Source organism: Shewanella ulleungensis (assembly GCF_014648315.1).
GTDB lineage: Bacteria > Pseudomonadota > Gammaproteobacteria > Enterobacterales > Shewanellaceae > Shewanella > Shewanella ulleungensis.
Genome location: NZ_BMQW01000004.1, coordinates 137138 through 163195 on the forward strand (window position 1 = coordinate 137138; position 26058 = coordinate 163195).

The 26058-nt window shown below is 41.5% G+C and carries 20 protein-coding genes; 7 read left to right on the forward strand and 13 right to left on the reverse strand.

Annotated features, from left to right (window positions below):
* The first annotated feature begins 186 nt into the window (after positions 1-186).
* Positions 187-1803, forward strand: coding sequence for an L-aspartate oxidase (gene nadB, locus IEY40_RS09575; RefSeq protein ID WP_188955559.1), 1617 nt, complete (start codon positions 187-189; stop codon positions 1801-1803).
* Positions 1804-1805: 2 nt separating this feature from the next.
* On the opposite strand, the gene IEY40_RS09580 is transcribed toward nadB, so the two are convergent.
* The 5 genes from IEY40_RS09580 to nhaA all read right to left on the reverse strand — a co-directional run bounded on the left by IEY40_RS09580 (position 1806) and on the right by nhaA (position 5150).
* Positions 1806-2288 carry a protein YgfX gene (locus IEY40_RS09580; RefSeq protein WP_188955561.1) on the reverse strand — a complete coding sequence of 161 codons (483 nt, stop codon included), beginning with the start codon at positions 2286-2288 and terminating at the stop codon, positions 1806-1808.
* Positions 2269-2517: an FAD assembly factor SdhE gene (locus IEY40_RS09585; protein ID WP_188955563.1), complete on the reverse strand. Its 249-nt coding sequence runs from the start codon at positions 2515-2517 to the stop codon at positions 2269-2271. Before IEY40_RS09585 ends, IEY40_RS09580 begins: the two co-directional genes overlap by 20 nt.
* 20 nt (positions 2518-2537) lie before the next feature.
* Positions 2538-3461 carry a transcriptional activator NhaR gene (gene nhaR / locus IEY40_RS09590; protein WP_188955565.1) on the reverse strand — a complete coding sequence of 308 codons (924 nt, stop codon included), beginning with the start codon at positions 3459-3461 and terminating at the stop codon, positions 2538-2540.
* A gap of 131 nt (positions 3462-3592) precedes the next feature.
* Positions 3593-3979 carry a hypothetical protein gene (locus IEY40_RS09595; RefSeq protein WP_188955567.1) on the reverse strand — a complete coding sequence of 129 codons (387 nt, stop codon included), beginning with the start codon at positions 3977-3979 and terminating at the stop codon, positions 3593-3595.
* Complete coding sequence (gene nhaA / locus IEY40_RS09600; protein ID WP_188955569.1) at positions 3966-5150, reverse strand: Na+/H+ antiporter NhaA; 1185 nt, start codon at positions 5148-5150, stop codon at positions 3966-3968. The genes IEY40_RS09595 and nhaA overlap by 14 nt, the downstream gene beginning before the upstream one ends.
* A gap of 206 nt (positions 5151-5356) precedes the next feature.
* Here nhaA and IEY40_RS09605 point away from each other — a divergent pair, with 206 nt between their 5' ends.
* Positions 5357-6208, forward strand: coding sequence for a thymidylate synthase (locus IEY40_RS09605; RefSeq protein WP_188955571.1), 852 nt, complete (start codon positions 5357-5359; stop codon positions 6206-6208).
* A gap of 49 nt (positions 6209-6257) precedes the next feature.
* Here IEY40_RS09605 and IEY40_RS09610 read toward each other — a convergent pair whose 3' ends face one another.
* The 3 genes from IEY40_RS09610 to rppH are packed head-to-tail and all read right to left on the reverse strand — an operon-like array spanning position 6258 to position 9887.
* Entirely contained in the window at positions 6258-7058 is an 801-nt protein-coding gene (locus IEY40_RS09610; protein ID WP_188955573.1) for a sulfite exporter TauE/SafE family protein, read from the reverse strand.
* Positions 7059-7106: 48 nt separating this feature from the next.
* Positions 7107-9344, reverse strand: coding sequence for a phosphoenolpyruvate--protein phosphotransferase (ptsP, locus tag IEY40_RS09615; protein ID WP_188955575.1), 2238 nt, complete (start codon positions 9342-9344; stop codon positions 7107-7109).
* 24 nt (positions 9345-9368) lie between these two features.
* The gene (gene rppH, locus IEY40_RS09620) at positions 9369-9887 is read right to left on the reverse strand and encodes an RNA pyrophosphohydrolase (protein ID WP_188955577.1); all 519 of its coding nucleotides are present in this window, start codon (positions 9885-9887) and stop codon (positions 9369-9371) included.
* A gap of 1053 nt (positions 9888-10940) precedes the next feature.
* On the opposite strand from rppH, the gene mutH reads away from it, so the two are divergent.
* Both mutH and IEY40_RS09630 read left to right on the forward strand, forming a co-directional pair.
* Positions 10941-11609: a DNA mismatch repair endonuclease MutH gene (gene mutH / locus IEY40_RS09625; protein ID WP_188955579.1), complete on the forward strand. Its 669-nt coding sequence runs from the start codon at positions 10941-10943 to the stop codon at positions 11607-11609.
* A gap of 233 nt (positions 11610-11842) precedes the next feature.
* Entirely contained in the window at positions 11843-12865 is a 1023-nt protein-coding gene (locus tag IEY40_RS09630) for an adenylate/guanylate cyclase domain-containing protein (protein WP_188955581.1), read from the forward strand.
* A 5-nt stretch (positions 12866-12870) separates the two neighbouring features.
* Here the strand turns inward: IEY40_RS09630 and oxyR are convergent, their stop codons facing one another.
* The 3 genes from oxyR to mnmL form a co-directional block, all read right to left on the reverse strand.
* A complete protein-coding gene (gene oxyR / locus IEY40_RS09635; RefSeq protein WP_188955583.1) occupies positions 12871-13794 on the reverse strand; it encodes a hydrogen peroxide-inducible genes transcriptional activator OxyR in 924 nt (307 codons plus the stop codon).
* Between the two features lie 177 nt (positions 13795-13971).
* Entirely contained in the window at positions 13972-14337 is a 366-nt protein-coding gene (locus tag IEY40_RS09640) for an Hpt domain-containing protein (protein WP_188955585.1), read from the reverse strand.
* Between the two features lie 230 nt (positions 14338-14567).
* Positions 14568-15533 (reverse strand): tRNA modification radical SAM protein MnmL/YtqA, encoded by a 966-nt coding sequence (gene mnmL, locus IEY40_RS09645; RefSeq protein ID WP_188955587.1) that lies wholly within the window; start codon positions 15531-15533, stop codon positions 14568-14570.
* 521 nt (positions 15534-16054) lie between these two features.
* Here mnmL and gltB point away from each other — a divergent pair.
* Positions 16055-20503 carry a glutamate synthase large subunit gene (gene gltB, locus IEY40_RS09650; protein ID WP_188955589.1) on the forward strand — a complete coding sequence of 1483 codons (4449 nt, stop codon included), beginning with the start codon at positions 16055-16057 and terminating at the stop codon, positions 20501-20503.
* Between the two features lie 2 nt (positions 20504-20505).
* On the forward strand, positions 20506-21912 hold the full coding sequence (locus IEY40_RS09655; RefSeq protein WP_188955591.1) for an FAD-dependent oxidoreductase: 1407 nt from the start codon (positions 20506-20508) through the stop codon (positions 21910-21912).
* 121 nt (positions 21913-22033) lie between these two features.
* Here IEY40_RS09655 and IEY40_RS09660 read toward each other — a convergent pair whose 3' ends face one another.
* Both IEY40_RS09660 and IEY40_RS09665 read right to left on the reverse strand, forming a co-directional pair.
* Positions 22034-22699 (reverse strand): flagellar brake protein, encoded by a 666-nt coding sequence (locus IEY40_RS09660; protein ID WP_188955593.1) that lies wholly within the window; start codon positions 22697-22699, stop codon positions 22034-22036.
* A gap of 345 nt (positions 22700-23044) precedes the next feature.
* A complete protein-coding gene (locus tag IEY40_RS09665; protein ID WP_188955595.1) occupies positions 23045-23458 on the reverse strand; it encodes a hypothetical protein in 414 nt (137 codons plus the stop codon).
* A gap of 212 nt (positions 23459-23670) precedes the next feature.
* On the opposite strand from IEY40_RS09665, the gene IEY40_RS09670 reads away from it, so the two are divergent.
* A complete protein-coding gene (locus tag IEY40_RS09670; RefSeq protein ID WP_229777066.1) occupies positions 23671-26055 on the forward strand; it encodes a TonB-dependent receptor in 2385 nt (794 codons plus the stop codon).
* The last annotated feature ends 3 nt before the right edge of the window (positions 26056-26058 follow it).

The window sequence follows — 26058 nt, forward strand, 5'->3', positions numbered from 1 at the left end:
AATCCTGTTCATATAAGTAGACTCACCGATATGAAAAAAGTTCGATATTGAATTAAAAAAAGTTAATTATTTTGAGATGTAATTAAAATAACTAAGCAAAACCGCAATAAAACACGCTGTAAAAGTACCCAGCCTAGATAATTTGATTTACTATAATCAAACCACTTGGCCACACCATGATACCTGATGAAACAAGCAGTTGAACACCAATCTGACATTTTGGTCATCGGCAGCGGAGCTGCAGGACTGACTTTAGCGTTACATCTAGCTGAAAAATCAAAAGTAATTCTTCTTTCTAAAGGCCCTTTATCTGAAGGATCAACCTTATATGCTCAAGGTGGAATCGCATCAGTATTTGATGAAGGTGACACAATTGAATCTCATGTCAGTGATACTTTAATTGCTGGCGCAGGACTGTGTGATAAATCCGTTGTCACCTATACCGCAGAAAATGCCAAAAGTGCAATGCAGTGGCTCATTAACTGTGGCGTAGCATTTGATAAAGAAGAAACTGTCGCTGGAGACAGCACCGCAGCTATGCCATACCACCTTACCCGTGAAGGCGGACACAGCCATCGCCGTATTTTACATTCAGCTGATGCTACCGGTAAAGCAGTACAAACCACATTACAAGAACGCGCTCTTGCGCACCCCAATATCACGGTGCTAGAGCGTTATAACGCTATCGATTTAATTACTACGCGTAAACTCAATCGCCCGGGTAATCGAGTGCTAGGTGCTTATGTGTGGAACCGAGATGAAGAACATGTCGAAACCATTAAAGCAAAGTTTGTTGCTCTGGCAACCGGAGGCAGTTCTAAAGTATATCAATATACTTCTAACCCAGATATTGCCAGTGGCGACGGAATAGCTATGGCATGGCGCGCCGGTTGTCGTGTCGCTAATATGGAATTTAATCAATTCCATCCAACGTGTTTATTTCATCCTAATGCTAGAAATTTTTTACTGACTGAAGCATTACGAGGTGAAGGTGCTTATTTACGTCGTCCTGATGGCAGCCGTTTTATGCCTGATTTTGACGAGCGAGCAGAGCTCGCGCCTCGTGATATTGTTGCCAGAGCCATCGACTATGAAATGAAACGCCTCGGAGCTGATTGTGTTTATTTAGACATAAGCCACAAGCCTGCTGACTTTATCATTAAACATTTCCCAACCATTTATCAGCGCTGTCTTGAATTAGGTATAGATATCACTAAAGATCCTATTCCAGCGGTACCTGCCGCCCATTACACATGTGGTGGCGTGATGACAGATCTGCACGGCCAAACAGACATCAATGGCTTATATGCCATCGGTGAAGTAGCTTATACAGGCCTACATGGCGCAAACCGTTTAGCCAGTAACTCACTACTAGAATGCTTAGTCTTTGCACGAGCAGCCTCTCAAGATATCGAAAGCCAACTGCATAAAATTGCCATGCCATGTCCGCTGCCGGTTTGGGATGAGAGTAAAGTCAGCAACTCTGATGAAGAAGTGGTTATTGCTCATAACTGGCACGAGCTACGTCTGTTTATGTGGGATTACGTCGGTATTGTGCGTACCGATAAACGCTTAGAGCGCGCACTTAGACGTTGTTTGATGCTGCAACAAGAAATTGAAGAATATTACTCAAACTTTAGAGTCAGTAATAATTTATTAGAACTGCGTAATCTAGTGCAAGTAGCTGAGTTAATAATTCGATGTGCCATGGAGCGTAAAGAAAGCCGGGGCTTGCATTACAACATCGACTATCCGGAACAAATTGACAACCCTAAGCCGACAATTTTACAGCCTGGACGATAAAGTTAATAAGGCAGTTTAAGTTGTAATAATAACCGACACAGAGTGCGATACTCGGTGTCGGTTAACATATCTTGCCATACCCACACCCATCGTTTTTCACCGGTTTTAACCTCCCGTAAAAAGAGAACACACACTAATGGATTCACTATCGGGTGTCGGCTAAACTCGACTATACAACCTTTAGATACGGCATCTGACACTGTTGTTCTGCCAGAATTATCGATGCACAACACGCAATACCATAAATTTAGCTTACGCAAACAATAAATCAGCAACCCTAGGGTTAACATGGCCAATAACAATTGTATAAATAGATATAACGATAATGATGAAGCTGGCCAAGCTAGAAAGCTGCACAGCATAACGGCAAAAGCACACACTAGTGCGAATCGAAATAGAAATGAAGCACTCAACGCAAATTGATGCTGATGAGTGCTAAAAGAGCGGGTAAAAGCTGAAGAAGCTTTAAGGTGCTGCTCGTCCACGAACTTTAACGACCATGTCGGCTAATTGTGAGTCAGGGCATTGTTCATGACCCATAAACCAAGCAAATAACTCAGGGTCTTCACATTCTAATAAACGGATAAAGGTCTGCTTGTCAGCATCAGTCAGTGCTTCATATTGTGCTTCAACAAACGGTTGAAACAAGACATCTAATTCTAACATTCCGCGACGGCATGCCCAGCGAACACGAGCAATATTCATTAATTCCAACACAAATCTCCTGATGCCTACTAGCTAATACGATGTTCAAAACTTTGTACTTGTAGATCTAACCCTGCAAACAAATCACCAAAATCAGTGGCTAATAACGATTTAACCGCCGGATGTTGAATCATACGTTCAGCAAACATTACATGGTATTCTTCTTGTATATCGTTGGTTTCACCAAGCAAAACCATTCCTTGGGACAGTATATCATGACGATAAATAGACGGTGCGACAAAAATACCCCGATTAAAATAACCAAACGCCTTCATCATCTCTGCATCATCAAACTCGCCTAGTATATTCACATTAAGATTTTTTTCAGCAAACCAACGATGTAGCTGTTGCCCAAGAGATGTCCGCTTTCCGGGGATAAGTAATTTACGCTCTTCAAGACAAGCAGGAAAAGGCAGCGATGAAGCTTCTGCTGCAAAAAAGCTGATACCACATTCACCAAGTTTTTTTGATAGAATTTCTGGATATTTTAATGAGCCGCCAGCACAATCCGATAAAATCATATCTAACTTATGCTCGCGCAAGCGCTCGATAAGACTTTCATGAGTCGACTCATAACAAGCTAAATGCACCGAACCATCGTTAGGGATAACCGTTAACAACACTCTGCTAACTAATGCTTTTGATAATGCATCTGCAATACCCACTTCAAATAACAATGAGTCATCTTTTTGGTAATTGAGTAAATCAAGCATTTCATAGCTAAGGCTAAACATTTTATCTGCATAGCGAAAAACCAATTCACCTAACTCGGTCGCTACTAAATTTCGCCCTACACGTTTAAACAGCGACCCTTTCAGGCGTTCTTCTAATGCACGAATTTGGCCAGTGATGGTTTGTGGAGCAAGACACAGAGCTTCGGCAGCTTTAGTCACCGAACCTTTTTTTTGTACCATCCAAAAATAATAAAGATGGTTATAGTTTAAATGCTGCATATCATTCAAAAACCTAAAAAATTAATCTCTCTACTATAGCAAAAATCGTCGATCGCAAATAATTGAGTACTTTCACGGTAAACACTTATAAAAAAACGCAGCCTTGAGGCTGCGTTAAAATAGCATAGTCACTATTTAGGTCGTGGGCAATCCAGCAGGCTAGTAATAACAATTTCTAACTCATCGCTATTACTCACATTGTTTAATGACACTTGCTCGGTTAGCGCAGACACCACTTCTTCTTTAATCAATATGTGGCTTGAGCAGTAATTAACATTGGCAGTTTGGTAACGTTTACCCGCACGATATTTTAACGCACGCGATTCATAGTTATTGGGGTCAATGCGCTTCTTAGCCTGATTATCACGGTACATCAACGCACCATCAACAACGCCCTCTAAATAACTCTGACATGTGGCCGACTCAGATGACTTCAAACAAACATCAAACGAGTTTGCAGACGCAGGGATAACAAATGCACTCAGTAATAGCCCTAATGATAATTTAAATAGTTTCATGGTTTTCTCCTGTCTTAGGCAGAACTTTGGCTAACCAAAAGTAACCAATCAGCGCTGCAAATAACGATCCTGTTAAAATGCCTAATCTTGCATAATCACCATAAGCTGCTGGTGAATGTTCAAATGCTAACGATGCAATAAAGACTGACATGGTGAAGCCGATACCACACATTACTGCAACAGGGATAATCTGACTCCAACCAATCCCCGGGGGTAACTCTGCTAATTTAAGTTTCACTGCCGCGTAGCTAAATAATAATACTCCAATAGGTTTACCTAACATAAGCCCCATCATGATGCCTAAAGTAATCGGTTCTGCAAAAGACTCGAAAGACATATTGGTCAATGACAAACCCGCGTTAGCAAAAGCGAATACTGGTAGAATTAAAAAGGTACTCCAAGGATGTAACTTATGCTCTAAACGCCCTGATGGCGACGCGCCAGCTTTGTCTCGTAATGGAATACAAAATGCAATAATGACACCCGCTAACGTGGCATGCACACCAGATTTTAAAACCGCAACCCACAATACGAATCCAATTAATGCATATGGGGTTATTGCGCTTACACCTCTTCGATTAAGCGCGACCATTAACACTATAGAAACAGCAGCAATAATTAAACTCATCATCGATAAATCAGTGCTGTAAAATAAGGCAATAATCACAATTACGCCTAAATCATCAATAATAGCCAAAGCCAATAAAAACACTTTTAACGCAACAGGTACTCGGCTGCCTAACAACGCCATAATACCTAACGCAAACGCAATATCAGTTGCTGCAGGAATTGCCCAACCAACCTGGGTTTCAGGATTGGTATAGTTAAATGCAAGGTAAAATAATGCAGGGAATACCATACCTCCAATCGCAGCAAAACTTGGTAACGAAGCTTTAGCGACACTTGAAAGTGCACCTTCTAATAGTTCGCGTTTAACCTCAAGACCTATGAGTAAAAAGAACAATGCCATCAAGCCATCATTAATCCAGAGTAATAATGGCTTATTGATATCTAGCTCGCCTACACGCAATTGTACTCCTGTACTCAAGAAGCCCTGATATAAATCCGCTAAAGGCGAATTAGCTAAGAGCATTGCCAAGGCCACTGCGACCATCAACAAAATACCACCAGCTGACTCTTGACTGACAAAGTTTCTAATTGCACGTTCCATATAACACTCCTTTATGAACAATAGATTGACTCTACAGTATCAACTCAAACAATAATAATCGATTCTTTCTGCTAGTTAACTCGGTTTTACCGAGGTATCTATGATATTACTTAACGTATTTAGTCTTAAATTAAAATTTTAGCGCATAAAGATTTGGCTGCCTTGATTAGGTATAATCGCTAAAAGCAAAAAAGGAATTGGAACAAATGAAACAGTATTTAGATCTGTGCAAACGCATCGTAGATGAAGGTGAATGGGTCAATAATGCCCGAACCAACAAAAAATGCCTTACCGTCATTAATGCCGATTTAGTTTACGACGTTGGCAACAATCAATTCCCACTAGTCACCACGCGCAAGAGTTTTTGGAAATCGGCAATTGCTGAAGTGCTCGGGTATTTGCGTGGTTATCAAAATGCCGCTGACTTTAGAGCATTAGGCACCAAAACATGGGACGCTAACGCCAACGAAAACCAAGCTTGGCTTAATAACCCAAACCGTAAAGGCCACGATGATATGGGGCTCATTTATGGTGCACTCGGTCGCGCGTTTCCAAAACCGACAGGTGGCCATGTTGATTTACTACAACAAATAGTGGATGACCTAAGTAAAGGCATTGATAACCGCGGTGAAATCTTAACTTTTTATCATCCTGGCGCTTTTGACCTCGGTTGTCTACGTCCTTGTATGTACGAACATCATTTTTCGCTCTTAGGTGACACATTGTACCTTAACAGTACCCAACGCAGTTGTGATGTGCCGCTTGGGCTCAATTTCAATATGGTTCAAGTATATGTATTGCTTGCGTTAATGGCACAAATAACAGGCCATAAACCCGGCAAGGCGTACCATAAAATCGTTAATGCCCACATTTATGAAGATCAACTGGCCCCCATGCGTGATATTCAATTAACACGTGAACCATATAGCTCACCAAAGTTGATAATCAACCCCAAAATCACCAGCTTAAACGACATTGAAACCTGGGTCACATTAGATGATTTTAGCGTTGAAGGCTATGAACATCACGATGCCATTAAATACCCTTTTGCAGTGTAATGCAGCTCATAGCCCTTGTTCAAGAAAGTGAACTAGGGCTTGCTTTAAATTAACTCAATAAAAGCTTCAGACCAACCACGATAAGCAAACAAGCAAAGATTTTTTTCAACACTGGAGTAGGCCAAGAACTCGCCGCTTTAACCCCAATAGGTGCGCACAGTATTGAACTAATAATGATGCCGAATAAAGCAGGTAAATAAATAAATCCAAATGCACCTTCAGGTAAATTTGGCGCATCAAAGCCTGCAATGATATAGCCGATGGTACCTGAAATTGCGATAAACATACCGGTTACTGATGAAAACCCGACCGCTTGACGCATTTGCAATCCGCAGTAACTCAAGAAAGGCACCAACAAGACGCCACCGCCTATCCCCATTAAACCTGCAATAAGCGCAATTACAATGGATATACCAAATAACACGCCAAATTTAGGCATGTTGTCGCCGGTTTTGACCTTAAAAGGAAACGCCATTTGAATTGCCATTAACACCACGAATATTGCAAACGTTTGTTGCAAATCTGCAGATGAAATTTGTTCAGAAACAAATGCCGAGGCCAAAGAGCCAACCACAATACCTGGCATGATCGGTTTGAATAATTCCCAAGGCACATTACCGCGTTTATGGTGAGCGGTAGCAGATGACATAGAGGTTAAAATAATCGAAGCTAGTGAGGTTGCAATCGCGACATGGGTTAACTGAGCAACGCTCACACCAACTGACGGTAAAATGTATAATAATGCAGGTACTATAACGAGCCCACCACCAATACCCAGTAACCCGGCTAGAAAGCCAACAATTGAACCAAGCAACAGACAAATAATAAAAACCTGCAGCATACTATCCATTACGACATCCTTCTAATAAGCGCTATAAACCGTAATAACATTTACTACTTACGGATTAACTAAATCTTCTAAACCATGCTGTTGTAAAAAATTAGCTAATAAAGTTCTTACTTGTTGGCCGTTACATTGGCTCAGCACAACTATAAGTAACTCTGATAAATCCTGTTGTGAAACACGTCTAAGTAAATAGTTAATCCTAGCTAAACTGGCCTGGTTCATACTCAACTTGTGGTAGCCCATCGCCACCAATAATAAGGCACCATAGGGTTCGCCGGCTAATTCACCACAGACACTCACATCTAAGTCGTAATGTTTACAATCATCAACGGCCATTTTTAGGGCACGTAAGATCCCAGGATGATAGCTGTCAAATAATGAGCTAACGCTAGGATTATTACGATCGACAGCGAGCAGATATTGCGTCAAATCGTTACTGCCTACAGACACAAAATCGACACGCTTGGCCACATCTTGTAACTGATAAAGTAATGCTGGCACTTCAAGCATGACGCCCACTTTAGGTCTCACTAAAATTGTATTTAATTCTCGGCTTAATTCGGTAAAGGCTTGCTCAAGATAAGCTAAAGTTTGATCGATCTCATCGAGGTTACTCACCATAGGTAATAAGATTTGTAGCTGATTACTTTTACCACCCGCTTGTAACATGGCCCGTAACTGCACCAAAAATAATTCGGGATGATCAAGCGACAACCGAATACCACGCCATCCTAAGAATGGATTATCTTCTTTGATTGGAAAATATGGTAAAGGCTTATCTCCACCTACATCTAACGTGCGCATCACAACAGGTCTATCACCTGCAGCGCTAAGCACCTGACGATAAACATTGATTTGTTCACTCTCACTCGGGAAGCGTTGATGAAGCATAAAGGGAATTTCGGTACGATAAAGACCAATACCGTCAGCACCTTCGGCAATTTCAGACGCAATACCACTTAATAAGCCTGCGTTGAGATATAACTGGATCCGCTGCCCATCGGTTGTAATCGACGGTAAACTTAACTCAGCAGAAAATTGCTTTTGCTTTTCAACATCAGCATCAAGCAGTAATTGATATTCTTCAATTACTGCCGGAGAAGGTGAAACAAGAAGTTGCCCTCTCGTGGCATTAAGCACTAATAGTTTTTGATCGATATCAGCCGACAGAATATCTTCTGTACCCACAATAGCAGGGACACCTAAAGCGCGAGCTAATATTGCAGCATGGGCATTAACCCCACCACGCTCTGTTACAATACCCGCTAGCTTTTGTCTTGGAAATTCAGCGAGTAATGTCGCATCAACTTCTTTGGCAACTAAAATAACCGGCTTATCTGGATCAACCTCTAAGCGTCCAGGCTCAATCAATTGTCGTAGGACTTTTTGACCTAGTTCTCGAATATCACTGGCCCGTTCTTTTAAATACGGGTCTTCCATCGCCAAAAACTGTTCAATATAGCGCAACGAGACACGACTCACCGCCGACTCTGGCTGCCAACCAAGTGCAACTTCGCGGGCATATTCACCGCCTAAGCTAGACTCGTCGAGGAGTAATTGGAATGCGGTAAAAATAGAGGCAACATCGGCTGACTTTTCGCGTTCAAAACGCTGTGATATCGAAGACAACATGTCACTGCAACGCTGCATAGCATGTTTTAGTCGACGCAATTCACTTTCTATATCTGCGCAATGTAATTCTGGCTGCTCTAATGAAATAGTGCCACCCAGCACTAAGCCGTGGGCAATCGCGATACCACTCGATGCCGTAACACCACTGAATACAACTTGATGCTGAACATTGGTAATGGCAGCTTTATGCTTAAGACTTCTAATCACAACCGCAAGCTGAGCAGCCAACGTCATCAGAAATGCTTCTTCGTTTTCGCTAAACTGTCTAGCTTCAGGCTGCTGTACAACAATCACACCCACAACCAACTTTTGAAAAATAATTGGAACCGCCAAAAAGGCTCGATACTCTTCTTCAACAGCTTCGGGGAATAATTTAAAACGCGGGTGGATACGTGCGTCAGCCAAGTTAACGGCTTCTTCACGTTGGGCGACTAAGCCGACGAGGCCCTCAGAAAGAGGCATACTGACTCGGCCGACAGCGGACTTTTCAAGTCCTTCAGTGGCCGATAACACCAGGTTTTGTTGCTCGAGGATATAAATAGAACAGCAATGCGTCGCCATCGCGATGCGCGTTTGTGACACCAAAATATTTAATGCACTCTCCAAGCTATTGGCTCTCGCTACAGCTTGGGTGATATCCCTGAGCATATTTATCACTGTTTCAACCCTCTATGAAATCAGTTAACTCCGTTGTTTGCTTCGTTTGTTACTAAATTCGCGCGTTTGCAGCGCTAATGTCGTCGATGCGAACTCTTTCATCACCTTTCTATATACATCGCGCTTAAAAGACACTACCTGACGAACCGGGTACCAATAACTCACCCAACGCCAATCATCAAATTCAGGATGACCTGAAGAATTTAAGTTAATGGTATTATCGTGACCTTTTAATTGTAGTAAAAACCATTTCTGCTTTTGGCCAATGCAAACAGGTTTGCTTTCTTGGCGTACCAAACGCTTAGGTAAACGGTAACGTAACCAAGAGCGAGTGGATGTTAAAATTTGAACATGTTCGGGTCTCAGCCCCACTTCTTCGTAAAGTTCACGATACATAGCTTCTTCCGCAGATTCGCCATCATCTAACCCACCTTGTGGAAACTGCCATGAATGTTGGCCAAAACGTCGGGCCCACATTACTTGTCCAAATTTATTGCAGATAATGATGCCCACATTTGCGCGAAAGCCGTCGCTATCAATCACATGGACTCCAAAATTAACAAATTTTATATCGTTTGATTGTTTCACAAAGCATGCCTATCGGCAAACCTCTATTTACCCTCAATTCACCTTAGTTAGCGGGATAATTAAATTAAAATCAGGAAATTGCATAAAATTAAGTCTTTGCTTTACTCTTGGCTAGGATTCACTCATCAATTTCATCGCACTTAAAGTAAAATACAGCTGCGCTCAATAACAAGTGTAAGAAGCTGCCAATACCTTACATTGTGGATAATTGCATAGCATTGTGCACAAATACACTTTATCAACAGCCAAACTCGATAGAACTGTAGATTATCCACAAATTCTGTGGATATCTCTGTTCGAAACTTTGGTAAACCTTGATTAAGATGTAAAAACCAGCAGTTAACAATTTTTAATAACCATACAAATACCACAAAAATACTTAACAAATACAAAGCGATAAAAATTTAAAAGGCTAAGGATTATGATCGATCGCAATAACTGAACAAAAATCAAACAGCATTACAGATGTTACCTAAATGCATTGCTTACCTTATAAGTTATACACAAATAACAAGGCTTTTTTGAAAATAAACTGATAAAAAAGCTATTTTATTGCGTTGACTTGGCCTTTTTAATCAGTTAAAGACATTGAAAATAACAGTTATCCATTAAATCTGTGGATAACTATGTGTGAAATACAGGGAAAAGGGAGAGTAACTTGGGACAAACTAAAACCTTTGAAATACGAAAGAAAAAAAGAAACTTAAAAACAATAACTTAAAGTATCATTTTGTTGTTTTTTGTTATTTGCAACACTTGAGGTTATTTTTTAACCAAGAATAATAAACTCAGTAAACTTGTTATTGTTAATCAATACTTGATAGCATATTGCACACTGTTTTTGGCTTGGCGAAGGTTAAGTTCAAAATCTCCATTAATATACGTATTGCCAACGACCAACAGCAATTAAGCCATTCCAGGCAAGTTAACGATTACTCATGGTAATATCATTGTATAAACACTTTTCTCAGAGATTACTTGCATCAATATAGAGGTACTTATTAGCTCATGGCAAAATCGTCCCCTAAAGACATTCATGAATTAATGCAAAGAGCGCATGATATGGCGGGTATTCGCCTTGCAGATATTGCAGCAGATAACCAAATATCAGTACCAGAAAACCTAAGACGCGATAAAGGTTGGGTTGGGCAATTGATCGAATCTGAATTAGGCGCATTAGCCGGTTCGAAACCACAACCAGACTTTATTCACCTCGGTATTGAGTTAAAAACAATCCCTATTGACTGTAAAGGCAAACCGCTCGAAACCACTTATGTCACCGTGGCCCCACTGGTTAATATTCAAGGATTAACATGGCAAGACAGTGTTGTATTTCATAAGCTGCAACACGTATTGTGGGTACCAGTAGAAGGTGAGCGCAGTATTCCCGTTGCAGAGCGACGCGTAGGCACACCTATACTGTGGCAACCTAATGCGCTACAAGCTCAACAATTGCAACAAGATTGGGAAGAAATCATGGAGCTTATCGCTCTGGGAAAAGTAGATAAAATCACAGCTCGCCATGGCGAGGTATTGCAGCTTCGGCCTAAGGCTGCTAACAGTCAAACGTTAACCGAAAGTATTGCCGAAGACGGTAGCATACAGTTATCTAATCCTCGCGGTTTTTATTTAAAAATTGAGTTTACACAACAAATTTTAAATAACGCCTTTGGCTAAATTAACCATCACGATTATTGAATACAAGTTACATCATCTGGACAAAAGTATGCACTAGGACACATTTTTCTGCACATCTCTTGATCTACATCACAAATAAACTGTCCCAATCGAACCGTTATTCTATAAACTACACCGATTATTACTAAGCCATTCGGACACTTAATTTCCTAGTGAAAGCACGCCGTCAGACTCAAAAATTATTATTCGCTGTGTTTGCTTGGTGCGTCGCAATGGCGTCATTTGTGTTTTTTCGCTATTCACAATCCGCACAGCTTCCAGATTGGGCCATTAGTAATGCCGATTTAGCCACGCTTGCGGTATTCATGGGATTTATATTTGGTGGATTACATTGGATGTCAAATTTAATCGCCGACTTCAGTGCTATCAGCCGCCTGCCCTATTTATTTTCAGTGGTATTTAAAGGCCTGTTTTTACTCCTCGGTGCGACCACACTTGCTTATGTTACTCAATTTTTAAATATGTGGGCGATAGACAACCACATGGTGACACTAAGACAAATGCTTAGCATACATATTATTTACAGTCCTTCATTTCAGGCGCTGGTGGTATACCTTGTAGTGGTGCGGGTTAGCTTAGCGTTTATCGAACAGATGGCTCTATTAGTTGGACCTAAAGTTCTACTAAATATTGGTTTGGGTAGATACCATAAACCTCGATATGAGCATCAATTATTCTTATTTATCGATATGGTTTCTTCTACAGCACATGCAGAGAGTTTAGGTGATTATCGTTTTAGCCGCTTAATTCAGGACAGCTTTAGTATGTTGGCCGATACCGTTTCAGACAATGAAGCGGAAATTTATCGTTATATGGGCGATGCAGTGTTAATCCATTGGCCTTTGGAGCAAGGTATAAAGCACGATCGCTGTATGAACATTTATTTTGAATTTTGCCAGCAGCTCAAATGGCAAACTCAATATTTTGAACAACAATATGGGTTTGTCCCTAAATTTAAGGCTGCAGCGCATTGTGGCCAAGTGGTTGCGGCGGTAGTTGGCGTACATAAACAAGAGATTAGTTTCTTTAGTGATGTCCTCAACACACTGGCAAGACTACAAGATCAATGTAATCCATTAGGCCAAAGAATGTTGCTATCTGGAGATGTGGTCCATCGGCTTGAGCAGCAAAACAGCCAATACGAATTAACAGATTTAGGCCCAATTGTCCTAAAAGGAAAGCAACACCCAATTGAAGTATTTGGTGCTGCTCCGATCAAATCAACGCACTTATAATTCGTCTATTTTTTGCTTGGTAATTCTTGAGCAAGCAATTTCTTCTGAATCGCTAACCCTAAAGTTCTAAACGTTGAAATACGACTAGTTGTTTGGCGCCACACTAAACCTATATCTCGATACGGTGCTTCACCAGGAGGGTCCATAGCGATTAAATCAGTGTCGTGTAAAATGCCAGTATCTATAGCCATCTGCGGTAAAAAAGTGGTACCTAATTTGCTATTAACCATCTGCACTAACGTATGCAAGCTGGTTGCCGCAAATGGATTAACCTTGGTACTATCACCTAACTGACATGCTGTAATCGCATGACCAGTAATGCAGTGCTCTGCTTGCAGTAAAAAGATACTTTCATCTGGCATTTTTTGGTAATCAATAGGCTGCAAAACACCTTGCGATAACTCTTTGTGCATTACCATTTTAAACGGGTCGATACCCACTTTCATACTATGGAAACCATTAGTATCAACTGGCAATGCCAATATTAATAAATCTAACTCACCTTTAGCTAACGCATCGAGTAAACGCTCAGTAGTGTCTTCTTTTAATAGCAAGCTCAGCTTTGGGTAATCTTGCTGGCACAACTTAACCACGCGACTCAGTAAAAATGGTGCAATAGTTGGAATGCAGCCTAAACGGATCTCTCCGGTCATTGGTTCACCCTGGTTTTTAACCAGTTCAACTAAATCATCCACATTGGTTAATATATTTCGAGCACGCTCAACCACTTCTTCACCAATAGCAGTAAACATAAACGACTTATGATCGCGCTCAATTAGCTGATAGCCTAATTGTTCTTCCAGGTTTTGGATACCACTAGAAAGTGTAGACTGACTCACAAAGCACATTTTTGCAGCACGGTTGAAGTTTTGTTCTTGATGTAAATGTACTAAATAATAGAGATTTTTAAGGCTGGGTAGGTTTTTCATATAAGCGATTGCCCTTATCGTTGTTGATTCAAATAATGAATTAAATAAGGTCAAATGACAAGTTAATGATGTGGATTACATGATAAACGCCCATAAAAAATGCCTCATAAATATGAGGCATTTTTTCGTTGTTATGTGCTTACGTTTAAAAACTTACTGATGCGAGCTTAATAGCAATTAGGCTTTAGCTTCCAAGTACTCTTTTAATTGTTGTAAATCGTTAGCAGCATGTTCAACAATTTGGCCAAGCCAAGTTTTATGATCCGCATCCCAGTTAGCTTCTTCGCTATGCTGTAATAGCTGAGCAAATTGTTGAATGCGCTTTAACCCAACAGAACCTGCCGCACCTTTAAACTTGTGTGCTTCTGCACATAAAGTTTCTTTGTCACTAGCATCATCAGCTTTAACTAAACTACTAACATACTCAGGCATTAACTGCTCAAATAACACGACGCTTTTTAATAAGGTCCCAGCACCAATGGCACTGATATATTGCTCAAGCGTATTGAGATCCAATATTGAGTCTAACTGCGTTGTTGCCATTGTGGCACCTCTATTAAAATCTAACTCTATAAAATTACAAACATAATACCGAGTAAAATACCCTATGCAAGACTTGCTAAAGGATCATGCCATTTTTATTTAAAACGATAACAACTCATTAACACCTCTGTACCACTGGTATTACCAATGTTTAAAAAAAGCTCATTTTGGCACTAATTTATCCAATAAGACGATTAAAAAGACTAACAACACACTCGCACCTAATAACACTAAGCCGTTTTATATTGCCCAACAAGAGCGCTTCCTTGACCACCGTATTCTCGAAGTTCATCCACAATCGCAACAAGACCATCCCAGCGGTAAGCACACCAGTCTGGTGCAAGTAACATTGGCTTTTTAGCGTAAGCGGTTACACGATGATAAATAATGTGTTCAGGTGTATGACGAATGAGTGTTGCTGCAGCTGAAGCATATTGCTCGAGAGTTAATAAAGGCATAGGCTTATAACGCCATTGCTTCGCCATCGTACTGCCTTCTACGATATGTAAAGGATGCAATTTTATCCCATCTACACCTATGCCTAATATGGTTTGTAAACTATTAAAGTAATCGGCCGTCGTTTCCCCTGGTAGACCTAAAATTAAGTGAGTGCATACTTTAATTCCACGTGAGCGTGCAGCATGAACAGTTTTGCGATATTCATTTAAATGATGGCCACGATTAATCCTTTTGAGTGTCAAAGCATTACTTGTTTGCAATCCAAGTTCTAACCACACATCTAGCCCTTGCTGTTGATACTCAACTAATAAATCGATGACCTCGTCAGGTACGCAATCTGGGCGAGTACCGATATGCAGACCAACAATGTCTTTATCTTCAATCGCCTGATCATATTTGCGTTTTAACTGGCTAAATTCATCATAGGTACTCGTATATGCCTGAAAATAAGCAATATACTTAGCAATTGATACTTTTGCCGGTCGAGTTTTTTGCTTATCAGAAGGAGGAAAGTGAGCTCGTAACTTTCCTTCAGCAAGCTGAGTTGAAATAGGTTGTTCGAGACCTTGTTGAGCATTAAACGAGGCCACATTACAGAAGGTGCAGCCTCCTATGCCTAATGTGCCATCACGATTTGGGCAGGTAAACTGCGCGTCAATAGTGAGTTTTTTGATGCGCTCACCGTATCTAGATTTGCAGTAAGAGCCAAAAGTATTAACGTAATCGTCTAAGCCCACAATAAGCCCTTAATATTTATCAAAAGGGCGTCATTTTAAGGAGCAGTTAAACGTCTGTCTTGGTGCTAAATCAATAAAACGTTCGATCAATTCAAGTATGCTGCAAACTGAGATATGGAAGGAAAACTGTTTAAAACAATGCCAGACGTATTTACATGCCCAGAAATGAATATTTACTCATTTAGAATAATTTTTTATCCATAAACTGTATTTGAAATAAAATTCAATATTTTTATTTCACATACAATTTTAACTGATTGTTACTAAAAGGTAATCATTTGTTTGAATAATTTCTAAAATTGTTTTTATTCATAAGGTTATAGCAACAAGAACGCAGTTAACGTTAACGTAAACTTGGTGGGTTGTTACGCTTATTTGGTAATTATATTTCAGTTTGTTGCATTTTTTTGGTTTGACCTTTATGCATTCTCAGTTTAATTTGAATGGTTCGGGTGCATATCTATGGAATGTTTCACATTTACCCCGAGTCGTATCCAGTAGAGGTTTAGGGGGTTTTTTGTATGAGCTTGTATCATCCCAGTTTTGAGCGTGACAATTGCGGATTTGGTTTAATAGCACAAATGGACGGTGACGCTAGTCATCGCATTGTGCGCACCGCAATTCATGGTCTCGATCGAATGAAGCATCGTGGTGGTATTGCAGCTGACGGACGCACAGGTGATGGCTGTGGTTTATTAATGCAAATGCCTACGGGTTTCTTTGAAGCTATCGCCGCAGAAAACGATTGGCATTTAAGCCGAAAGTTTGCCGTTGGTATGCTGTTTCTCAGCCAGGACGAACAACGCGCTGACGAAGCTAAATTAATTTTAGAAAAAGAACTACAAAGAGAAACATTGAGTGTTGCAGGTTGGCGTAAAGTACCGGTTAATCCAGATGTTCTGGGGGAGATTGGCCGGGCAAGTTTGCCACAAATTTATCAAGTTCTGATTAATGCGCCAGTGGGATGGCGTGAAAAAGATCTTGAACGCCGTTTGTATATGGCGCGTCGTCGTCTTGAACAACAAATAACCGATGACAAAGATTTCTATGTTGCCAGTTTATCTGGTCAAGTGATCGTCTATAAAGGTTTAATGATGCCGGCAGATTTGCCCTCATTTTATACAGACCTTGCTGACATTCGCTTAAAAAGTGCTATTTGTTTATTTCATCAGCGCTTTTCTACCAATACATCGCCAAAATGGCCATTAGCGCAACCGTTTCGTTATTTAGCCCACAACGGTGAAATCAATACCATTACGGGTAACCGTCAATGGGCACGAGCTCGTGCTTATAAATTTAATTCACCATTGCTACCAGATTTACAGCAAGCCGCTCCGTTTGTGAACGAAACAGGTTCTGATTCATCCTCACTTGATAACATGCTCGAAATGCTCTTATCTGGTGGTATGGACTTATACCGCGCCATGCGTTTGCTTATTCCACCAGCGTGGCAATCAAACCCAGAAATGGATGATGAGTTAAAAGCCTTTTATGACTTTAACTCAATGCACATGGAACCTTGGGATGGCCCTGCCGGTATCGTAATGACCAACGGTCGTCATGCTGCTTGTGCGGTTGACCGTAATGGCTTGCGCCCTTCTCGTTATGTGATCACTAAAGATCGTATTTTAACCTTAGCCTCTGAAGTGGGTATTTGGGATTATGCTGCTGATGAAGTGATTGAAAAAGGCCGTGTCGGTCCTGGAGAGTTATTAGTACTAGACACTGTAAATGGTCGTTTATACCAATCATTTGAAATCGATAATGATTTAAAACGTCGTCATCCTTACAAAGAATGGATGGCTAAAAACAGCCAAACCTTAATTCCTGCCGAACAAATGGCTCCGACGAAATTAGGCGCTAGTGGTTTTGATTCAAAAACGTTATTGCAATACCAAAAACAATTCGGTTTCACCCGCGAAGAACTTGAGCAAGTTATTTGGGTACTCGCAAGTCAAGGTGAAGAAGCAATCGGCTCAATGGGTGACGATACCCCAATGGCAGTATTGTCGAAAAAGTCACGCTCGTTATATGACTATTTCCGTCAAAAATTTGCTCAGGTCACCAATCCGCCTATCGACCCATTACGTGAAAAACATGTGATGTCTTTAGCAACATGTGTTGGCCGCGAACAAAACCTATTTAGCGAAACCACAGGTAACGCTTATCGTGTAATGTTTAACTCACCGATATTACTGTTCAGTGACTTTAACCAGTTGCTCGGTCTAGATAGCACGAACTACCGTGCTAATACCGTTGATTTAAACTACGACACACACGAAAGCCTAGAACAAGCGATACATCGTATTACCGATGAAGCTGAGCGTTTAGCACGCAGCGGCACAACCTTGCTAGTACTATCTGATCGCGCTGTTGCACAAAATGCACAAGTGATCCCTGCTGCAATGGCTGTCGGTGCTGTTCAAACACGTTTAGTTGATAAAAGCCTGCGCTGTGACACTAACATCATTGTTGAAACCGCCTCTACACGTGACCCACATCATTTTGCGGTGTTACTTGGTTTTGGCGCAACGGCCATTTACCCATATCTTGCCTATGAATCAATTTCTGCGATGGCAAAGTTACACCAAATAGAAGACGTCACCCCATTAATGCTTAACTTCCGTTATGGTATTGAGAAAGGCCTGCGTAAGATCATGTCAAAAATGGGGATCAGTACCGTTGGCTCATACCGTTGCAGCCAACAATTTGAAGCCGTTGGACTTGCGCGTGACGTCATTGATTTATGCTTTAAGGGTGTGATTAGCCGTATCGAAGGTGTTAATTTTGAACATATCGCTAACGATCAAAAGATTTTACATACTGCGGCGTACCGAACTCATGTGCCACTTCCACAAGGTGGACTATTAAAATATGTTGAAGGTGGTGAATACCATGCCTTTAACCCTGATGTTGTAAACACCTTACAAGCATCACTTAAAAATCAAGATTATGCCGAGTACAAAAAGTTTGCTCGCTTAGTTGATGACCGCCCAGTAGCGACGTTACGCGATCTTATTGGCATTAAAGGCCAACTAGACGCTATCGACACAGACAAAGTAGAAGGCGCAGAAACCTTGTACTCTCGCTTTGACAGTGCAGCCATGAGTATTGGAGCGTTAAGCCCTGAAGCTCATGAGGCGTTAGCAGTTGCAATGAACCGTTTAGGTGGTCGCTCTAACTCCGGTGAAGGTGGAGAAGACGCAAGACGCTTTAACAGCGAACGTAACTCGGCAATTAAACAAATTGCATCGGGCCGTTTCGGCGTAACAGCGCATTATCTTGTTAATGCTGATGTTCTGCAGATTAAAGTCGCTCAGGGCGCAAAACCAGGCGAAGGTGGCCAGTTACCGGGTCACAAGGTCAGTGTTGAAATTGCAGGATTACGTCATGCACGCCCAGGTGTCACTTTAATTTCACCTCCACCACATCACGACATTTATTCGATTGAAGATTTAGCTCAACTTATTTTCGATTTAAAACAGATAAATCCTAAAGCACTTGTGTCAGTCAAACTGGTTTCAGAACCTGGAGTAGGCACAATTGCAACGGGTGTCGCTAAAGCGTATGCCGACATGATTACGATTTCGGGTTATGACGGTGGTACCGGTGCAAGCCCTATTACTTCAGTTAAATATGCCGGTTCTCCTTGGGAACTTGGTTTAGCTGAAGTACATCAGTCGTTAGTTGAAAATGGCTTACGCCATAAAATCCGCTTACAAGTGGATGGTGGCTTAAAAACCGGTACTGACGTGATTAAAGCAGCATTACTTGGCGCTGAAAGCTTTGGCTTTGGCACTGTGCCAATGATCGCGCTTGGTTGTAAATACTTACGTATTTGTCACCTAAATAACTGTGCGACAGGTGTAGCAACGCAAGATAAGAACTTACGTGACAAACACTATCATGGCTTACCAGAACGCGTTATGACTTACTTTGAGTTTGTTGCTCAAGAAGTGCGCGAATGGATGGCAGCATTAGGTGTAGTCAAGTTTGAAGATTTAGTCGGTCGTAGTGATTGGCTTCATGCACTTGAAGGGCAAACTGATAAACAACGTGGTTTAGACTTAACGCCTATTTTATATAAGCCAACAGTAAAACCAAACTCAGCATTGACCTGGAAAGAAATCAATCCTCCGTCAGATGTTGGCCAGCTTAACCAAACGTTATTAGCAGACTGCTCAGCAGCAGTTGAAGCTGGCGAGGCATACTCGTATCAATACTCAATTAACAATACCGACCGCTCTGTTGGCGCGGCATTGTCTGGTTTTATTGCCACAAAAATTGGTGTTAAAGGTGCAAAAGAGCCGATTAGCCTTGGTTTTAATGGCAGTGCAGGTCAAAGCTTTGGTGTATGGAATAGTCCAGGGTTAGAACTTAAGTTATGCGGAGATGCCAATGACTATGTCGGCAAAGGCATGTCTGGCGGTAAGATTGTAATACACCCACCGATTGGCAGCCCATTCCAAAGTGAACGCAGCGCAATTATGGGTAACACGTGCTTGTATGGCGCCACTGGCGGCAAGTTATTTGCTGCTGGCCAAGCCGGTGAGCGCTTTGGCGTTCGTAACTCAGGGGCTATTGCTGTGGTTGAAGGTGTCGGTGATAACGGTTGTGAATACATGACTGGCGGCATCGTGGTGATTTTAGGTAAAACTGGAGTTAACTTTGGCGCGGGTATGACTGGTGGCTTTGCTTACGTCTTCGACCAATTTGGTCGCTTTAACCGCCGAGTTAACACTGAAATGGTTGATACGCAAAAAGTCGAATCAACCATCCACCAGCAACACCTAAAAGGTTTAATCGAAACTCACTATGCTGAAACGGGCAGTGAGCACGCCAACTTAATTTTAAGTGATTTTGAAAACTGGTTAGATTGTTTCGTACTGGTTAAACCAAAGAATATTGCCGTTGCTGACCTGCTTAAAATTGAGCAGAAGAGTCCGGAATTAGTTGTAAAGGCAGGATAATCATGAGCAATGACTTTCAATTTATCGAAGTGGGTCGTGCAGACCCGGTAAAACATGAAGCCAAAAAACGTGCTACACAATTTATTGAAATTTATCAGCCGTTTACGCAACCAGAAGTTAAAGAACAAGCCGATCGCTGTCTTGACTGTGGTAACCCGTATTGTGAGTGGAAATGTCCACTGCATAACTACATTCCAAACTGGTTAAAACTGGCTGAGCAAGGCCGCATTATGGAAGCGGCAGACTTGGTGCACGAAACCAATACTCTGCCTGAAATTTGTGGTCGAGTATGTCCGCAAGACCGTTTGTGTGAAGGCGCATGCACCCTTAATGATGATTTTGGTGCTGTCACCATCGGTAATGTTGAAAAATACATTACCGATACCGCAATCGCTCAAGGTTGGCGCCCAGACATGACAAAAGTAACACCTCGTAAAGAGCGAGTTGCGATTGTTGGTGCGGGCCCTGCAGGTTTAGGTTGTGCCGATATTTTAGCGCGCAATGGCGTACAAGCTGTGGTGTATGACAAATACCCACAAATTGGTGGTTTACTCACCTATGGTATTCCATCATTTAAACTTGATAAAGCGGTCATGGCCACACGTCGTTCTGTACTTGAAGGTATGGGTATTCAATTTAAAATGGGTATGACGGTTGGTAAAGATATTAGCTTTCAGAGCTTATTAGATGAATATGACGCTGTATTTCTAGGTATGGGCACATACACAGCGATGAAAGCGAAGTTACCCAACGAAGAAGCGCAGGGTGTAATTCAAGCACTGCCTTACCTAATCGGTAACACTCATCATTTAATGGGTACTCAAGATCAATCAACGCCCTATTTGAACCTAGAAGGCAAAAATGTAGTGGTGCTTGGTGGTGGTGACACTGCGATGGATTGCGTGCGTACAGCTGTGCGTCAGGGCGCTAAAAGCGTAACTTGTGCATACCGTCGTGACGAAGCCAACATGCCTGGCTCTCGCCGTGAAGTTCAGAACGCTCGTGAAGAAGGGGTTAATTTCTTATTTAATCGCCAGCCTGTAGCCATTAAAGCTGAAAATGGTGTTGTTGTTGGTATTGAATGTGTGGAAACCCAAATGGGTGAAGCGGATGCCAGTGGTCGTCAACGTGCTGAAGTCATCCAAGGCAGTGAACAAGTACTAGAGACTGATGCGCTTATTATTGCGTTTGGTTTCCAGGCAAGTCCTGCGGCTTGGTTTGATGACTTTGGTATCGAAACTAACGAATGGGGTTTGGTAAAAGCAACTAAAGTTGACGATAACCCTTTCCAAACCACCAATCCTAAAGTATTTGCTGGTGGCGACATGGTCCGAGGATCTGATTTGGTCGTTACTGCGATAGCAGAAGGTCGCGATGCTGCGATGGGAATCTTAAACTACTTAGATTAACGAGATTGACCAATATAGCCTGTGATTGATTACAGGCTAATAATTAACAGAATGTACCGAGTTTGCTTGTGAATTTTAGCGCATCTATATGATGCGCATTTTTTTGCCTAACCGTCGGTAATTATTTATTCGCCAAGTTAACTAAAAAGTGGCTAAACAGTTTGTTTTTTAACTCCGGATGTTCGTCTAAAAATTTCACCCCTATTGTCATTTGTTCCTCATGCAGCTGCACCTTTACTGCAGATCCAGTTAAAATACCTGACAAGTTTTCATCAATCGAAATCGCCACATGAATTTCAGCACCTTGCTCAATATTCATTGATTTAGGCGCGAGCGTAACAAAACAACCTGTCAACGAAAAATCGAGCATTTTGGCATTGATTTTATTATCGTCATGCATAATAAACACATCTTGCTTAATATCGACTCGCTGCTGCTCTCTGACTTTTTTCTTGGTGATAGATTTAGGCACACTGAGACATAACATGCGCACAGGAAGATTAACCACCGACAAAATAGAGGTCTTAAAGGCAATGATGTCTTTGAAGCCGCTGTTGGTCATCGCTCTCACCACGATTTCAGCATTGGCTAACATATGCTGGTAAGCTTCAGAGAAATCTTTGGTGGGAAACTCAATCAAAATAAACCGGTTAATTTGATAACCAATCAAACTTGAACGAGATTGGACTTTTTTACCATTGGCAAAATGGATCTCAACAAACAACTCCATGCCAATATCAATTAAGCGCAAATCGTCAAGCAACTCGCTCACTGGTGTTTTTATCATAGAACTTTCACCCTATAAGTGGACGTGATAAAGCTCTTTTTCATCAACCTATAAGCCTAAATATCATCATTAACATAAAGATAAAGATAACAGATTTAGGATCATAGTAGCTAGAGCCTGTCGATCTTTGTGCTTAAAACGCTATTTAATTACCCATGATAGCCGCGGCTTATGAGCGATTGCCTTGAAATCTAAGCTTGTTTTATTCAGTGAAGAGCACTTGCTACATGACGCGACACAAATAACCTTGCTGGATAATAATCCCAACGACATATTTACGAGCAGCATAAAAAATCAGGTCAGCAAAAGCTGACCTGAAATATACTGAGATAAATAACTATACGGTTATTTAACTGTAAACTTAGTATCCTGTTCTCTTAATAAGTATAAGGCAAAACATGCTGCCCACATTGGCCATGCTGCAAAAAACAATAAGTTATTAAATGCATCAAAATATTGATTAAATGCCGATAATGTAGAAGCACCATGCATTAAGAAAATCACACCGTAAGTGATGCGTTTTTTAATCCCAAGTACAAAGGCAAACACCAATAGCAATTGTAATCCACCCATGACATACGCTGCGACTTCACTCACGCCGCCTATTCCGTAAAACTTCTCAAATATCTTCATGCTGTGGCCAGGATTAACAAATTTATCCAATGTCCACACTAGCATCACGATAAAAACGCCAAGACGAAGAGACAGTAACGACCATTGCAATTTACTTTGAACGTCGCTATTTAGTGTTGTTTGCATCATAATTCCTTAAAAAATATAAATAAAACTCATTCTGCTGAGTGATTAATAAGCTAGACTAACCCTGTCAGATTAACGCGTTAATCTGCGCCTAATTGACCGAGCCAAGCAAAATTATGTTGCACAACCACTTATTCCATTTAATTCTAAACTGACTTTATTTGGCATAAGATTGTTGTAATAAATACCGTCGTTAGTGGGTCTTTTAGGCCATGTTCATTAAAGCAGAAAAAATTATGCCTATTTATCGTTATCCAAACCGCTCATTAACAGCATTGGCTGTTGGCTTAGCCTTATTCTCTTCGTTAACTGTCGTCGCTGATGACACTTCAGCTATCGAAGTTATTCATGTCTCAGGCAAAGCGATTAACGATAAAGGTTTATCACCTAAAAACAGCACCGTTGATGGCCCATTTGGTGATGGGATTGCGCTTAAAGATATTGCCCGCTCGGTCACCCCGATCACCAGCGAGATGATTGAACAGCTTAATATCATCGACTTGTCAGATATTCAAAAAGTCAGCCCTAATAGTTATTCGGCTAGCGGCTTTGGCGCATCAAGCTTGCCGACTATTCGTGGTCAGTTAGGTGAGTTATACCAAGACGGTGTGCGTCGCCAAGCAGGAAATAATGGTTTCGGCATTCCTATGTCCTTTAATGCCATAGATCAAATAGATGTGGTAAAAGGTGCGCCACCCGTATTGCTAGGCACCAGCCAACGTAACGGTGGCTTTGTTAATGTACACTCAAAAGTAGCACCCACTAATGACAAATTTGCTAACCTTACCGCTTCTGCCGGCAGTTGGGAGCATTACCGTGCTCAATTAGATGTAGCAACAGATATCGTCGAAGATCAAAGTGGCGTGCGGTTAAGTGTCGAGCATATCGATAATGGCAGCTATTATGATTACTCAGGTTTTCAAAGCGACAGTATTTTTGCAGCATTTCGCCTATTACCAGACGATGCCAGCACCTGGGACATCAATGTCGAATATTATGATGTCGATTTTACCGACAACGCTGGGATAAACCGCCCAACCCAAGCATTAATTGATGATGGCTTATATGTGACTGGTCAAGGCGTTCAACCTAATGGCAGCACCATAGCTGGCGCTAATGCCATTGTGTCGCCAACAGGATTAGTAAAAATAGATCGCAGCCAGGTTTTGACCGACCCTGACAACATCAACAACGCGCAAACATTTATCATTCACAGCACTTATGTGCGTGAGTTAAGCGATAAAGCCACCTTTAAAAATATCACTTACTACCAGCATTTAGAGCGCGAAGAAATTGCCCAAAACAGTTTTGTTGAAATCATCGATGGCGCTGACACTGCACAAAACCGAGTTGAGCTAGCCTATCAATGGAATAATGATCAAAACACTATTGTTGCCGCCGACATACGCTACAACAAGGTATTAGGTTACAGCCAATTTACCACCGAAGCCGATTTACCTATCGATTTAACAGGCCCAATTGAAAATCGCCGAATCCCACTGACTGCAGAACAACAAGCCAGGTTAGTTGAACTGCGCCCAGGGGTGTTTGTATCACCAGGGGCGCAATACGACATTGATGGTAATGGCAGCGGCGACTATTCATTATCAGACACTACAGACTCAACCAGCTGGCAAACAGGCTTAGCCATTCAACACAATAGTCAATGGACCGATAAATTATCGACCAGCATAGGGTATCGTGCCGACTTTTATGATGTTGAGGCTCGAGATGCCTTAGCACCCCAAGGTCAAATCGCCGCCAGTGATTCAATTAATGAAATGCTCGAATCTGGGCAAATTAGTATTAGCTATCAACTGAGCGACTTTATCACCACTTATGCCAGTGCCAGTTATAACGAATCCACCTCAAACAGCATGGCGGGCGGCACCACATTAGGCGCCAATAACCAAATTAGCAGTCAAAACTTTGCTACCGAAAACACCTTAACCGAAGTGGGAATTAAATATTCGCCAAACGATAGTGCCTGGTATGTCGATGCAGCAGTGTTTGATCAAAAACGCAGTTTGCGAAATCGTGATGGCAGCAATACAGGTATTCGCACTAAAGGATTTGAAGCACAAGCCTTTTATGATGCTGACCCTTATTGGTTTAGTGCGGGCTACAGTTATTTAGATGCTCGTTATGATAATTCAGCCAGTAGCCAAGATACGGTTCAAGTCGCCGATGCCTTTGATAATTCACGTCCAGATATCATTACCGGCACCGGAATAGGCGCACCCAATTTTGCCTCATTCGCGCCATCAAATAGCCGCGTACAAGGTTTACCTGAACAATCGCTCACAATTAATGGCGGAATTGCAATTACTGAGAAATGGAAAGCCGGTTTCTCCGGTCTATATACCAAGAGTTATCCATTGGACTATTTAGCGACTGTGTATATTCGCGATCAATACACGCTCAATATCAATACTCGTTATGACTTTAGCGAACAAACCAGCGTAAGACTTGACGTGAATAACGTCACAGACCAAAAGAACTGGCGCCCAGTATTTGAAGGCGGTTATTTTGGTTCTACCTTGGTTTACCCTGAGTTACCGATTAATGCCACCCTGACATTGCAGCATTCATTTTAAGGC

Coding starts and splice junctions, on each gene's coding strand:
- IEY40_RS09595 (WP_188955567.1), bottom strand. CDS start 3,979: ATGAAACTATTTAAATTATCATTAGGGCTATTACTGAGTGCATTTGTT.
- IEY40_RS09630 (WP_188955581.1), top strand. CDS start 11,843: ATGGCGTCATTTGTGTTTTTTCGCTATTCACAATCCGCACAGCTTCCA.
- IEY40_RS09665 (WP_188955595.1), bottom strand. CDS start 23,458: ATGCAAACAACACTAAATAGCGACGTTCAAAGTAAATTGCAATGGTCG.
- gltB (WP_188955589.1), top strand. CDS start 16,055: ATGAGCTTGTATCATCCCAGTTTTGAGCGTGACAATTGCGGATTTGGT.
- IEY40_RS09610 (WP_188955573.1), bottom strand. CDS start 7,058: ATGGATAGTATGCTGCAGGTTTTTATTATTTGTCTGTTGCTTGGTTCA.
- oxyR (WP_188955583.1), bottom strand. CDS start 13,794: ATGAAAAACCTACCCAGCCTTAAAAATCTCTATTATTTAGTACATTTA.
- IEY40_RS09670 (WP_229777066.1), top strand. CDS start 23,671: ATGTTCATTAAAGCAGAAAAAATTATGCCTATTTATCGTTATCCAAAC.
- IEY40_RS09640 (WP_188955585.1), bottom strand. CDS start 14,337: ATGGCAACAACGCAGTTAGACTCAATATTGGATCTCAATACGCTTGAG.
- IEY40_RS09655 (WP_188955591.1), top strand. CDS start 20,506: ATGAGCAATGACTTTCAATTTATCGAAGTGGGTCGTGCAGACCCGGTA.
- IEY40_RS09605 (WP_188955571.1), top strand. CDS start 5,357: ATGAAACAGTATTTAGATCTGTGCAAACGCATCGTAGATGAAGGTGAA.
- nadB (WP_188955559.1), top strand. CDS start 187: ATGAAACAAGCAGTTGAACACCAATCTGACATTTTGGTCATCGGCAGC.
- nhaA (WP_188955569.1), bottom strand. CDS start 5,150: ATGGAACGTGCAATTAGAAACTTTGTCAGTCAAGAGTCAGCTGGTGGT.
- mutH (WP_188955579.1), top strand. CDS start 10,941: ATGGCAAAATCGTCCCCTAAAGACATTCATGAATTAATGCAAAGAGCG.
- IEY40_RS09660 (WP_188955593.1), bottom strand. CDS start 22,699: ATGATAAAAACACCAGTGAGCGAGTTGCTTGACGATTTGCGCTTAATT.
- nhaR (WP_188955565.1), bottom strand. CDS start 3,461: ATGCAGCATTTAAACTATAACCATCTTTATTATTTTTGGATGGTACAA.